The 13309-nt window shown below is 36.4% G+C and carries 10 protein-coding genes; 3 read left to right on the top strand and 7 right to left on the bottom strand.

Annotation, left to right across the window (positions count from 1 at the left end; translation table 11 throughout):
- Window positions 1-8 precede the first annotated feature (8 nt).
- On the bottom strand, window positions 9-554 hold the full coding sequence (locus tag K8089_RS14455) for a DUF2383 domain-containing protein (RefSeq protein WP_237604011.1): 546 nt from the start codon (window positions 552-554) through the stop codon (window positions 9-11).
- Window positions 555-702: 148 nt separating this feature from the next.
- Between K8089_RS14455 and K8089_RS14450 the strand changes: the two genes are divergently transcribed.
- The 3 genes from K8089_RS14450 to K8089_RS14440 are packed head-to-tail and all read left to right on the top strand — an operon-like array spanning window position 703 to window position 3239.
- Window positions 703-1248, top strand: coding sequence for an RNA polymerase sigma factor (locus tag K8089_RS14450; protein WP_237604010.1), 546 nt, complete (start codon window positions 703-705; stop codon window positions 1246-1248).
- Window positions 1249-1252: 4 nt separating this feature from the next.
- Entirely contained in the window at window positions 1253-1852 is a 600-nt protein-coding gene (locus K8089_RS14445) for a hypothetical protein (RefSeq protein WP_237604009.1), read from the top strand.
- Complete coding sequence (locus K8089_RS14440) at window positions 1824-3239, top strand: YggN family protein (protein ID WP_237604008.1); 1416 nt, start codon at window positions 1824-1826, stop codon at window positions 3237-3239. Before K8089_RS14445 ends, K8089_RS14440 begins: the two co-directional genes overlap by 29 nt.
- Window positions 3240-3344: 105 nt before the next feature.
- On the opposite strand, the gene K8089_RS14435 is transcribed toward K8089_RS14440, so the two are convergent.
- The 6 genes from K8089_RS14435 to K8089_RS14410 form a co-directional block, all read right to left on the bottom strand.
- Entirely contained in the window at window positions 3345-4643 is a 1299-nt protein-coding gene (locus K8089_RS14435) for a T9SS type A sorting domain-containing protein (RefSeq protein ID WP_237604007.1), read from the bottom strand.
- Window positions 4644-4828: 185 nt separating this feature from the next.
- Window positions 4829-5956 carry a tetratricopeptide repeat protein gene (locus tag K8089_RS14430; protein ID WP_237604006.1) on the bottom strand — a complete coding sequence of 376 codons (1128 nt, stop codon included), beginning with the start codon at window positions 5954-5956 and terminating at the stop codon, window positions 4829-4831.
- 1 nt (window position 5957) lies between these two features.
- Window positions 5958-7430, bottom strand: coding sequence for a helix-turn-helix domain-containing protein (locus K8089_RS14425; protein WP_237604005.1), 1473 nt, complete (start codon window positions 7428-7430; stop codon window positions 5958-5960).
- 334 nt (window positions 7431-7764) lie between these two features.
- On the bottom strand, window positions 7765-10419 hold the full coding sequence (locus K8089_RS14420) for a YCF48-related protein (RefSeq protein WP_237604004.1): 2655 nt from the start codon (window positions 10417-10419) through the stop codon (window positions 7765-7767).
- 186 nt (window positions 10420-10605) lie between these two features.
- On the bottom strand, window positions 10606-11733 hold the full coding sequence (locus tag K8089_RS14415; RefSeq protein ID WP_237604003.1) for a tetratricopeptide repeat protein: 1128 nt from the start codon (window positions 11731-11733) through the stop codon (window positions 10606-10608).
- Complete coding sequence (locus K8089_RS14410; protein ID WP_237604002.1) at window positions 11717-13201, bottom strand: helix-turn-helix domain-containing protein; 1485 nt, start codon at window positions 13199-13201, stop codon at window positions 11717-11719. Before K8089_RS14410 ends, K8089_RS14415 begins: the two co-directional genes overlap by 17 nt.
- Between the last annotated feature and the right edge of the window lie 108 nt (window positions 13202-13309).

Below are 13309 nucleotides of genomic sequence, written 5' to 3'. Positions count from 1 at the left end.
TTTTTATTTTACATGGCTTTTAGATTAATAACTTTGCCGCTTTTATCTTTGCTTGGCGGCTCTTCTTTTTTTTTCTCAGATTTTTCATCGGTGTTTGGCTCTACAAACGGACTTTTTGTGAGTTGTTGTGCGGCTTGTTTAATATACCATTCTAATTGATATTTTTGTTTTACAAGTAATTCAAGGATAGGAGTAGGTAATTCTTTTCGTTCCAAAAGTTCGTCGTAACGTTTTAAGTTATTTCGGTCGCGGCTTATACACGAATTTAAAATTGCTTCTGGATTTATGTATTCTAATGCTTCCTTAATTTCCTGCCAAGTGCGGTCTATATTTCCTTTTTCGGAATCTTGTTTTAGTGGTTCAATATCGCGCGAGTGAAGTTCGTTAGAAATATCGTGGCTCATTCTGTTGCGCTCTACGGCCATATAATTTAAAAAGCGCTTCAAGGTTGTAGTTTGTACATCTTGTGCGGCGTTATAATAGAGCTTTTCGGCTTCAAAACAGGCTACCAGCAATCGGTTTAGTTTATTAAAATCTGCGTAATTCTTTTTCATAGTTGTGCAATTTCATCAAAGTTAGTGTAAAAAAGGGTCAATTTAAAACGGTAATTCTCAAATATTTCATAAAAATTTAAGTCAATTTTGCAACATCCTGTAATTTTCGTCGTCTTTTAAATGAACAGCAACCAAAAAACCAACGAGTTTGTCAGATTTACAATTAATAGAGCAATGTAAACACTGCGACCGTAAAGCGCAAATGACGCTTTACACTAAATATTGTAACGGTATGTTTATTATAGCAAATAGGTATTTAAGAGACACCGCGGCCGCGGAAGATGCAATGCAGGATGCCTTTATAAAAGCATTTCAAAAATTGAGCCAATTTAATGGAGACGTAACTTTTGGAGCTTGGCTAAAACGAATTGTTATAAATACGTGTCTTGACAGCATTAAAAGTAAAAAGATGGAATTGCAGTCATTAAACACTGAAGTTTTTACGATGGTTGATGAAAATGACGACTGGACAATTGCTGATGAAGCTACAGTTTCAGAAGTGTTGGCCGCAATTGAAACCCTACCAGTAAATTACAGACTTACGGTAAAGTTGTTTTTATTGGAAGGGTACGATCATCAGGAAATTTCAGAAATACTGCAGATTTCTGAAAATGCATCTCGCACGTATTTGCATCGAGGAAAAGCGAAACTGAAAGAAAAATTAAAACACTTGCGTTATGGGACGGGATATTAAAAAAATGTTTGAAAATTATGAGCCCCAGAAAATTGAACTTCGGGAAGGGCATCGGGCGCGTTTTGAAGCGAAACTAGACAAGGCGTTTTTAGAAACTACTTCTGTAGAAAAGGCCGCTTCCATTCCTTGGATGAAAATTGCTGCAATACTTGTAGTTTTTATAGCGGTTAGCTTTTTTGGATATCAACAATTGTCTAAAAACAATTCGGTTATTTCTGAAAACCCAAACAATACTGTCGTTGAAAATACTTCGGAAAATGTAGAAAACACTGAAGCTCCAAAACTTACATTGGCAGATATTTCACCAAATCTTAAAAAAATAGAGGAATATTATATGACCGGTATTAACGTGCAATTGGCTTCCCTAAAAATAACCGATGAAAACCGAGATGTGGTTGATGGCTATATGCAGCGACTTGCAGAACTGGATAAAGAATACAGTGCACTTAATGCCGAACTGAGCAACGTTGGCCCCACCGAAGCCACTGTTACTGCCTTGATTGATAATTTGAAACTGCGTTTGGATTTGCTGTTCAAACTAAAAAACAAATTGAAAGAACTTAAAACCCAAAACAATGAAGAATTTAAAGTTATACAATTGTAGTACCATAGTTGTACTCTTGCTGGTTTCTGCCTTTGGCTATTCGCAAAAAAAATATGTGGAGAGCTTCAACGTAAACGATAACGTGGAAGTTTCTGTGAATACTTCTTTTACAAATGTCATTTTTGAAACTTGGAACAAAAATAAAGTTGAAGTTGAAGCATTCATAGAAGGCGATAATCTTTCTGCAAGTGAAAAGGAGCAACAAATGAAAAACTGGAAGCTGGATGTTACGGGCAACAGTAAAAAAGTAAGTATAAACTCCAATGTTTCAAACCAGAATTTTGCGATGACCGATATGCCTTCAATGGATTTTATTGGACCGTTGGTGGAAGATATGGTAATGCCGATGATTCAAAACATAAGGGTGCCACCATTACCAGAAGAATTGCTTGAAAATATTGGCAATATTCAATTTGATTATGAAGCCTTTAAAAAGGATGAAAAGGGTTATATGAAAAAATTTGAAGCCCAAATGGATAAAAAATTCGGGAAAGATTTTGAAAAGCGAATGGAGGAATGGGGCAAGAGTTTTGAAAATTCGTGGGATGAAAAAATGGCAGATAGTATTGGTGATGCTTACGGAAAAAAGATGGAAGCTTGGGGCGAAAATTTTGGGAAACGCATGGAAGCTTGGGGCGAGGAATACGGAAGGAAAATGGAGGTTTGGGCAGACGAATTAGAACAGAAAATGGAAGCGGAGGGCGCAAATTATTCAAAAACGGTTACAAAATCGCCCAATGGCACTGCTATAATTATTAAAGCCGACGGCAGTAACGTTACTAGTGGCAATGCAAAAAGAACTATAATTATTCGAATGCCGAAGAATACCAAAACTGAAGTAAACATTCGGCACGGCGTTCTAAAAATGGCTGATGCAAACAACTTAAAGGCAAATTTAAATTACACGCCATTGACGGCAAACAGTATTGATGGGGGGCAAACCCTCATCAATGCTTCGTATGCGCCCATTTCTGTTAAAGTTTGGAAACAGGGGGTTTTAAACGTAAAGTTTGTGGATCACTGCAACATTGAAAACGTTCAAAATATAAATCTGCAAGCCAATTCTAGCGATGTGCGGATAGGGAATATTACAAATCAAGCTTTTCTTTCTGGTTCGTTTGGCGATCTGCGAATCGATAAAGTGGCAGATAGTTTTGAAACGTTAGACATTCGTTTGGAAAATACCGATGCGCGCGTAAAAGTTCCGGCGGGTGCGTTTTCGTTTTATTTCACAGGAAATAAATCTACTTTAAAATACCCGAAATCACTTCAACTTAAAGAATCTAAAAGTGCGGACAGGGTTTTGGTAAAAGGGTTTAATCAAAATAACGGTTCTAATAAAACCATCACGATTAACTCTAATTATAGCAATGTTTCACTTCAATAAAATAAAGCTTGATTTAAAAACTACTTTCAAATTTATTTCAAAAAAAAGCCCACTCCAAAAAATGAAGCGGGCTTTTAAGTGAAACAAGAATTAGGGGAAGGTTTACTATTGCTTTACAACTTTTAAATTTTCAACACTACCATTGCTCAATACCTTTACAAGGTAAACGCCGCTGGCTAAATTTGAAAGATTTAATTCAGTTCGGTTTTCATTGATAGTTACATTCGATACTTTCTGGCCAGTAATTGTGTAAACAGCTACAGAATCAATTGCTTCTATTGAATTTAAATGAAGCACATTTTCAACTGGGTTTGGATAAAAAGATACTGTGTTTTGTGATACTTCATTTGTTCCCAAAATAAGGTCATCAAGGTAAACTGTCCATCCCTCTGCAAACGGTGGTGGTCCATTTAACCAGCCTGTAATATATTTTCCGTTTGGAGAAACAGAAATGGCAGTTCCCAAAAGGCCATCTGGGGTATTTACGGCAATGCCGTTATCTGCCAATACATCTTTTAAGAAAAGAGGTTGGCTGCCAAGAGAAGGATGGTAAATAATTGCGTCTCTTGTTTGAAAGTCTACTTCTGCAAAACCAACGGCCACGCCGTTTTCAGAAATGCTCGCAAAACCGGCGTAGTCTGCACCTCCGGGATTATCATAAGATGTAAAAGTGTTGGTCGTACGGTCGTAAATAAAGGGTTGAAGATCAAAATCGCCTACCATTACATCGGCGCTGTTTATGTCGTTAATGGTGTTTATGCCGGTAAGTGTTGGCAATTGGCCTTCAGGAATAAAATGAAATTCCCCATCCAAGGTTCTGTATGAAGGAACACGAAGCGTACCGCCACTATCTGGTCTATCTACCCATCCTACCATAATACCGTTGTCGTTTACAGCGTAAGATGCACTTGCTTCTCCTTCGGGATCTAGTGCGATTAAAAGTTCTTGGGTCTGTGTATTGTAAAGGAATCCGCCATAATCGTTCCCCACGTTAGATTGGCCTGTAACGTATAGGCTGTTGGGGGAAATTCCGTAAGGGGTATTTTCATCGTAATTATAGGGATCCTGATTGGCGGTAAATCCTATAGGATTCCATACACCATTTAACCTGTATGCTGCTTGCAAGATAAATTCCGTTTCATCAAAAAACATATAGCCGGCAACATTTTCATCGTTGTTGGTTGCCTGTACCATAAATGCCTCGTTTTCTAAGGGAGTAAATGTGTTGGTCTCGAAATCATAATATTCAAAGACCGTAACCCCAAAACCAGAATCGTTTACATCGTTAAAACGTGTAGACATTTCGGTTTGCACTTTAAACTCGATCTGTGCCTGGGTTGTGGCAGCGGCCAGGAATAAACACGCCAACATGGCGCTTTTCTTTAAAAAAGTATTTTTCTTCATTTGTAATAATTAAATAGAATTAGTGAAATTTGATGCCGCAAAGTAGTTTTAAGCATACTATAATAAAAGAAACACCCTTTCAGAATTCAGAATTCTAATACAGTTTAAGTTTTAAAACACTGCTAAACAGTGGTTTGTGATTAAGAGGCTTTATGCAGTACTTTGGGAATACAAAGCGTAAAGCGCTAAAATTTCAATCTTTTTTTGAGAGATTTTAATTCTTTTTCTGAAGTAAAAACGGTTCTTATTAAGAAAATAATGCAAAGTAGGATGAGTGAACTAAAACCTATTTGTAGAAATTTTGTAGATTTTTTTACACTTTTTAATTTTTCCGAATTGGTGTCAATTAAGTCGTTTATTGAATTATCTACGGTCTGTCTTTCGGCTTTTGTAAGTTCTCTGTGAACTTCTAAGTTTTTGCTTTTATAAAGTGAATAGTCTTTTAAATTTCCGGTTGCCAAATAATTTGTCGCCAAAGCGTTGTATAAGGCTCTGTTTAAAACCTTATCACCCACGTCTTCAGAATTTTGAAGTGCATCAATTATAAGCGCTATTGCTTTTTTGTATTCACCTTGCGAAGTATAAACTTCCGCCAGCCCTTTTTGGGCAAAGGCTACCAAACTTTTGGCATCTATTGTTTTGGCGTACTTTACTGCTTCTTTAAAACTACTTTCTGCCTCATTGGGTCTTCCCAAAGAAATTAAACAGTTGCCGCGGTTGTAATAGGAAGTACTTATATTGGCTTTGCCTGCAGGATGGTTCAGAATTTTTTTATAATCTTCAATTGCTTTGTCAAAATAATTGAGAGCAATGTCGCAACTCATCTGTTCGCGGTACACAAAACCTCGCACCAAATTATTGTAACCCAAACCTCTGATTGTTACATCATTTTCTGGCGTTTCTTCAATCAATTGTTTGGCTTGGTTTAAATAATTGATGGCTTTATCGTAAATTTTAAGCTCTTGATATTGCCCACCAATGCGGTTTAGCAGGTTTATTTTTAAATACACATCGGTTAGTTTCGGCAATAAATCCAGCGCTTTTAAGGTGTTTTCTAGCGATTTTTCGTAATCTCTTTTGGACGAGTAAGCGGTTGAAATTATTAAAATGATGCGCACTTTTTCGTCTGCCGAAATATCCGTTTCGTTTAAAAGCTCACTCCCCAATTTGATAGAAATATCTGGGTTTTCATAAATCTGTTGTGTGGCAATGGTAAGAATGCTGTCAATCTTTGATTGCGAAGAAACAACCAGCGGCAACAATACAATTGCTGCAAACCAAACACATTTTACATGTAAATTTTTAACTAACATTTTAAGTCTGCGTTGTGTTTAATTGTTCGGTTTTATCTTTTAAAATTGTAATAAAGGCGGTAGGAGGAATACCCGTTACCGATTTAAAGACCGTGGCAAAAAGACTGTGCGATGTAAATCCACTGTCTTGCGCCAAATAGCTTATTTTGTATTGTAAATAGGCCGGATCGGTTTTTAGTTTTTCAATTATATAGTTAATGCGCAATTCGTTGATATAGGCGTTGAAATTTTTTTGCTTATTGAAATTCACAACCTCGGAAAGATATTTTGTATTCGTTTCAAACTGCAGAGCGAGCAGGGAAAGAGACATTTCTTGTTTTGTAAATTCGGTAGATTTTTCGAAGGCGTTTAACTTTTCTAAAATCTTTTCTTCCGTTTCTTTGGGAACTACCGAATGCTTAACAATTTCCTTCTTTGACGGAATAGCGGGTTCGGATTTTTGTTTTTTTTCAAAATACCCAATGTAGTTTTTGTATTGTTTTGTTTTTATACGATAGCGAAAAACTAAATAGCTCCACAACAGTACCACGAGTAAAAAAACACTTCCTAAAATTACTGCATTCCTTTGTAAATTGGCTCTTGCGTTTGTCAATTTTTCAGCTTCATTTTCACTTATAAAATTGAAGGCGACGTTTACCGCATCATTATCTATATCGGTTTGTAAATTGTTGAGGTTTTGGGTTTGGGCGTTTTGATTTTTAAAATCCACCAAATCGTTTAAAGCCAGATAATTTTCTGCAATAGCTTCCGAAATGGCAATCTGTTCCGCAATATGTGTGAATTTTTCTGCAATACGCATAGCCGCCTTTAACGAATCGATGGCTGCCTTATGTTTTTTCTGAAGAAAAAGATAATTGCCGTACAGTTGCAGGCTTTTCATTTCCAAATAATTGCCGGGATTGGCTGCTTTGCTCTGTGAATAAGCGGCTTCTAAGTAATACGAAACCGAATCTAACTGAAATTCGCGAAGTTGAATTGCCGCAATATCCAAATTTATATTTCCTATTTGGACGGATTGAAAACGAGATGATGCATTTTTGAAATATGCTTTAGCTTTGTAAAGCCTCTTCATATTTTGTTGTGAAGTTTCAGCGCCATTTGAAACTGTATTATATTGTAAAATCTTTCCTTTCAACCATTCGTGAACAGCTTCGTTTTTAATGTTTTCCGAGAGATTAATAGCTTCGGTTGCATACTTTTTGGCTAATTTATTCAGCTCGAGCTCTTTCATAATTTTTGAAAGAAGTACGTAGCGTTTTACATCTTTATCTGTTTGCTTTTTATTATTGTCTTTTTGTACCTGCAAGCCCATTTTTAGCGCTTCGTCAAGCTTTCCTTCAATATAAAAGCTAGCAGCTAAAAGATAGGAGGCGTGAGTTAATTGTTGCGGGTTTTCGGTATTGTTTTTTATATATTTCGCAATGCGAATTGCTTCTTGCGGATTGGAATAAATTGTGTTTTCGGCTTGCTCCAATAACTGTTTTATATTGTCCTCCTGAGCGAAGAACAAATGAAAGCTAAACAAGAACAGTATAATACAAACCGAGCGCATGACTGTAGAATATTTTTGCAGTAAAAATAGCTACTATGCGATGAAATTAAGAAGGTTTCAGCATTATTTATGAATTTAAACAGTTCTGAAAAAACGTTTGCATACGTGTTGAAAATGGAAATAATTTTAAAAGTGCCGATTTTGTTATGTCAGAAAAATGATTGCTGCGTAAAAATTAAAAACCGCCCCTTTTTAATAGGGACGGTTTTTTCAAAATCAAATCTAACTATGAATAAAAATTACCTATTAACTATTTTTAGTTTTTTATGATTTTGTATGTTCCAACAGCATTGTTAGACAAAACTTTTGCGAAATAAATACCTGTTGACAAAGAATTTAAATCAACTTCGCCGTGCAATGCATTTAGGTTTTTACTCATTAATTGTTGCCCATTGATGTTGTAAATTACCACTGAAGTTATTTCTGTTTTTCCTGAAATCTGTAAAACATCTGTTACAGGATTTGGATACAATGCAACTCCGGTAAGTTGGTTGTCGTTTACACCTAAAGCTTCACAAGTTAATTGTAGTTGGAAACTTCCTGCATTGTTGTCGTCATAGCCTTCTATCATAATAATGTAGGTTGAAGTACCGTCAGATTCAAACTCAAGTTCAGGTTGGTTTACACAAGAACTGTCGTTAAAAGCTATTTGATTGGTTAAGGTACAATCGCTAAATACTCTAACAGTAGTTGCAAAATTTGTATCGGGACCACAGGCGTTAAGTGTTATAGTTTCTGCAGTTCCGTTTCCTGTGTATGAATAATATACATCTGGAGAAGCATTTCCACCTGAATCTGTTGCGAATATTGTTGAATTTGTAACCAAATCGCCACAGGTTAATGCCATGGCATCTGCACAACCATCATTGGTTGGTACCGTAGGCATTTGAACTCTGTAAGTAAACAAATCTCCCCAAGGACCTATTGTAGGATCATACCCCCAACCAGTTATATACTTTCCATTGAATGAAATAGCATTTGGTACATATATTGGGCTCGCAGTCATTGTATAGCCTAAAGTGTCTGTAATGAAAGAATTAAATTCTTGCATTCCTCCTGTAGGTGTCCAAATAAAAGGAATGTTTGGATCAAAAGGACCACCTTGAAAATACCCAATTACAACGCTCCCGTCGTGGTTTATTCCGGTAACATTTCCCGTGTTGCCGGGGGATAGGGTTCCAAGAGAAAGATATCCAGTAGCCTCGCTCCAAATCCAAGGTTCATTATTATTAGCAAAGTCTCCGCGACCACCTATCCAAATTCCATCTGCAGAAATTGCACTACACTCACCCAATTGGTTATATTCGTCTGTTGGGTCCCCGTTGGGGTCTACTAAGAGATATTCATTTGGAAGCCAGTCGCCATTAGCATCTTTTCGCCATACAGCCGATTTCCAAGGGCCATTAAAATCTTGCCATCCTACAATTACGCTTCCGTCACCGCTAACGGCATTTGCTCGAGTGCTTCGGTTTATGTTTGTGAAAAGACTTCCTAAATCTACTAAGCCATCTGCGTCGGTCCAAGCTGTAGCGTGAACAGGAGTGCCTGGTTCACCCGGCGTTGGTTCTACATAGGCACTTCCTACTACTGTGCTTCCATCTGCAGAAATGTTGTATCCAGAACTTAAACTGATGTCAGAAGAAACACCGAAGCTACCTAATACTGTCCATTCATCATTAGTCACGTTGTACATTGATTTTATAGAGTAAATGTTGGTATCTGTTTCCTTCCTAAACATCACTCCTTGTGAACCAAAAACAAATCCACGACCGTTTGGTGTAAAAACTACTTCGTACAGTGCTTCATTAAATGTAGAAGTATTCATATTGTTTATCGGGAAAGTTTCTCCACCATCTTCAGAACTGAAAATCATTTCTGGGGTTCCAATCAATGTAACATGATCGGCATCTAGCCACGCTACATCGCGCCAGATTGGACCGGGGCTATTTGCTATCGTTATGGTTTGCCAAGTTGTTCCACCGTCGGTAGTTTTAAGAACGATATCGTCACCCACAGCAAAACCTGTGTTCATATCATAAAATTCGATACCTGCTAGTATACCAGCCCCAGAAAGAACCGTAGTCCATGTTGCGCCATTATCTGTAGTCTTCTGAATTGTTCCTCCGTTTGAAGCCATAAAATAAGTGTCTCCACCTACATACGTAATTTGATCTGGAATTGCGTCTAAACCTGTACCAGCGGTCCAAGTATTACCTCCATCCGAAGTGTAAAATATAGCGCCAGGTCCACTATTTGGGAAGGCACCTACAACTCCATTTTGTGAATCCTTAAATACAACATCAGTATAATACCAAACATCAGTACTTGGAGTAAGTTGAGTCCAAGTATTACCAGCATCTGTTGTTTTACCAACGTAAGCACTCCATCCTACAACATAACCTGTATAAGAATCGGGAAAACTAATTCCTTCAATACCTTGGTCAGTACCAGTCCAAACTTGTTCCCAAGAATCACCTGCATCGTAGGTTCTTAGAACTATACCGTCACCATTGTAGGTTACCGACTGTCCTGCTGCAAAACCTAATGAATTTTGGTTGTCTGGAAATTCAATACCGGTAAAAATATAATTAAAACCAGTATTTAATTTTTCCCACTCGGTAGGGTTTGTTATTTCTGTGTAAGATGTGCCCGATAATAGGTTGCCATCTTCAGAAAATCTAACACCTCCACCTACGCCCTGACCTGGTGCAGCACCACCAATTTCGGTAAATGTATTTGTGTCTGGGTTCCAAAGAGAATACGGTCCCGCTTGAACTTCGTATCCAGAAATAACGCCTTCGTTAGAAACGCCTTGGGTTTCAAAAAATGTGGGCTTTACCACAAATTGAGCAAAAATGCTACCTGAACTAATAGCAAAAATTGTTAGAAATAGTAATAGTGATTTTTTCATTTTAGAAAATTTATTGATTTATACTCAGCGCTAAAGTAGGTGCGATTATACTATTATAAAAGGAAGTATCTTTTAAAATTCACGAATTTTAAAAGCTAAAAACGAGTGTAAAACATTGTTTGTTAGTGCCTTGCACTTCTTGGTGAAGTTGAAGTAAAATAGAATGAAATGGAACCCAAAAGAGACTTATTCTGTTAGTTTTCTTTGAAGATTTTTTAATTTCTTTTCTTCAAAAAGCACAAAACGAATGAGTATAAAAAGGGCTAATACGATAAAAATAATTATGAGTATTAAAATAGGTTTATAATACTTACTCAACTCATTTATTTCTTTGGTTTTTGTTTCGGTTAACTTTAAAAGCGATTGGTTTATAGATTTTCTTTCGGCAGTCTTTGTTTCGTTTTGAAGATTTAAATATTTGTTGTGAAACAAAGTGTAGTTCTCCCAATCTTTTATTGCGAGGTAATTATTTGACAGCCCATCGTAGAGTCCTTTGTTTAATACTAAATCGCCTACACTTTCGGCATTATTGGTGGCGTTGTTAAGCAGCTCAATTGCTTCTTCGTAATTTCCTTCCAATGTTTTAGCTTCGGCTAAGCCTTTTTGGCCAAAGGCAACTAAACTTTTTGCCTGTGCGTTTTTTGCATATTCAATAGAACTTAAAAAACTTGCTTTTGCACTTATATTTTTTCCGAGAGATAAAAGACAGTTTCCTTTATTGTAGTAGCAAATACTAAGGTTGGCGTTGCGTACATGAGCCTCGAGCGTTTTTTTATAATATTCAATAGCTTCGTTAAAATAGTTTAAAGCAATATCGCAATTCATTTGTTTTCTATAGATAAATCCTCGCATGGTTGCATTATAGCCCAAAAGTGGCTGGATTGAATCTTGATTTCTCTGGTTTTCGAGCAGGAGTAACGCTTCATCTAAATATTCAATGGCCTTGTCATAAATTTGAAGCTCTTGATAATGCGCAGCAATTCTATTTAAAATATTCATGCGTTGGCGCGTATTTTGAATGTTTGGTAGCAATGCTTTAATTTTCTCTACATACACGGAAGCCATTTCGTAATCGCGCTTAGAAGAATACGCAGTTGAAATAGACAGCAACGCATTTATTTTATTGTTTATTGAAATATTTGTTGAGTTATACGCTTGGGTTGCAAGACGTATTGCTTCGTCTGGATTTTCGTAAATTTGTCTGTTAGCAATTGCCAACGTACTATCTACTTCTTTTTGAGCATAGGTTGCTTGTATAAGAACAAAAACGCCTATTAAAAAAACTAACAAAGTATGTTTATTCAGTTGCTTCATACTGCTTTGCATAAGCCTTCGCGGCCGTTTTTTTGGTTTTTAAAAGATCTATGAACACTGTAGGTGAAATACCCGTAACCGCTTTAAAAACGGTAGCGAAACTACTGTGCGATGAAAACCCGCTCTCTTCGGCTAAATAGCTAATCTTATAATTTAAATACGTGCTGTTATTTTTAAGTTTATCTATTATATAGTTTATGCGCAGTTCGTTTATATAACTATTAAAGTTTTTGTTTTTATGACTATTTATTATTTCAGAAAGGTATTTGGTATTTGTATCAAAATGTGAAGCTAAGGCAGCTAACGACATATCCTGTTTAGTGAAGTGTTTTGAATTTTCAAATTGAATTAGTTTTTGCACCAAGGCAGCTTCTGTTTCCTTTGGAATGTTTAGGCTTTTTGAAACCTCTTTTTTAAATGGTTTTTCTTTGGGTTTTATATTTTCAAAATAACTTAAAAACCGTTCATATTGCTTAGCTCTATACTGGTAGCGATATTTTAGTACAAAATATGTAAGTAAAATTAAAAACAGTATGCTACATAAAATTATAACATTGCGTTTAAACACTTCTTTTACTTCTTCTCCTCTCGCATTAAAATTATCGTTTATGTAATTGTAAATGGTGTTAATTGCTTTTTCTTCCTCAGTTTCCACTTCATTTGCTACTTGCCCACTTTCCGCTCTGTTGGTATAAAAAAGACTGGCTTTGTTTAATGCTAAAAAAGTAGTTGCAAGGCCTTCCATAATTTCAGATTGATAGACCTTATTGCTTAATTGTTTACTAATTTCGAGTGCAGTTTGGTAGGAGGTAAGCGATTGTTGATATTCTTTTTTTAGAAAGTATACTTTACCCAATTGGTTTAACGTAACCATTCTAATAAAATTATTGGGGTCTTCGCCCATGGAGTTTTGTAGAATTGTTTTAAAAAACACTTCTGCAGAATCTATAGGTTTTGCAGCTAAGTAGGCTTCAATTATTGAGGCAGACGTTTCGTTAATTAATTTTAGGTCGGGTATTTTTTTAAAAGACGTATTGGCTTGCTGAAGGCTTTTAAGTACTTCACTGTCATCGCCCGTTTCAGTTTTTTTGCTAGCATTTATTAGTGCTGCTGCTCCGTTCAAGTATTTAGAAATTAAAATACTATTTGTGTTTGCAGTTACGGCTTTGGTGCGCAAATAGTACTGTTCGGCTACCACATTCATTCCTAATTGATTCATTAAATGAAACGAAGACGTACTAACCTTAATTCGCATTTCAATATCTTCTGAAGCTTCCGCAAGTTTTTTTGCTTCAAGATATGCTTTTATGGCATTGTTAAAGTTGCCCATTGTGTAATGCGATGCTGCGGCCAGCATATACGCATCAATTCGCAAGCGCGTGTTATCAGAATTTTCAATAAGATGTTCAGCAATTTTAAGCGATTCTTTGGGCTGGTAGTACAAGGCGTTTTGGGCCTCTAGTAACATTTTATTTTGATCTATGTTACTTTGTGCATACGTCTCATTTACAAGACAAAAACAAGCAATTAATAGTATGAGGAAGCGCATAAATGGTGCTATGAGCAAACAATATAC

The sequence above is a fragment of the Aequorivita vitellina genome (genome assembly GCF_022008365.1).
Lineage (GTDB): Bacteria > Bacteroidota > Bacteroidia > Flavobacteriales > Flavobacteriaceae > Aequorivita > Aequorivita vitellina.
This window is presented reverse-complemented; position numbering and strand designations above follow the sequence as displayed.

Excerpts from the sequence above, each read along its gene's own strand:
- K8089_RS14455 (WP_237604011.1), bottom strand. The coding sequence starts at position 554 with ATGAAAAAGAATTACGCAGATTTTAATAAACTAAACCGATTGCTGGTA.
- K8089_RS14445 (WP_237604009.1), top strand. The coding sequence starts at position 1,253 with ATGTTTGAAAATTATGAGCCCCAGAAAATTGAACTTCGGGAAGGGCAT.
- K8089_RS14440 (WP_237604008.1), top strand. The coding sequence starts at position 1,824 with ATGAAGAATTTAAAGTTATACAATTGTAGTACCATAGTTGTACTCTTG.
- K8089_RS14435 (WP_237604007.1), bottom strand. The coding sequence starts at position 4,643 with ATGAAGAAAAATACTTTTTTAAAGAAAAGCGCCATGTTGGCGTGTTTA.
- K8089_RS14430 (WP_237604006.1), bottom strand. The coding sequence starts at position 5,956 with ATGTTAGTTAAAAATTTACATGTAAAATGTGTTTGGTTTGCAGCAATT.
- K8089_RS14420 (WP_237604004.1), bottom strand. The coding sequence starts at position 10,419 with ATGAAAAAATCACTATTACTATTTCTAACAATTTTTGCTATTAGTTCA.
- K8089_RS14415 (WP_237604003.1), bottom strand. The coding sequence starts at position 11,733 with ATGAAGCAACTGAATAAACATACTTTGTTAGTTTTTTTAATAGGCGTT.
- K8089_RS14410 (WP_237604002.1), bottom strand. The coding sequence starts at position 13,201 with ATGTTACTAGAGGCCCAAAACGCCTTGTACTACCAGCCCAAAGAATCG.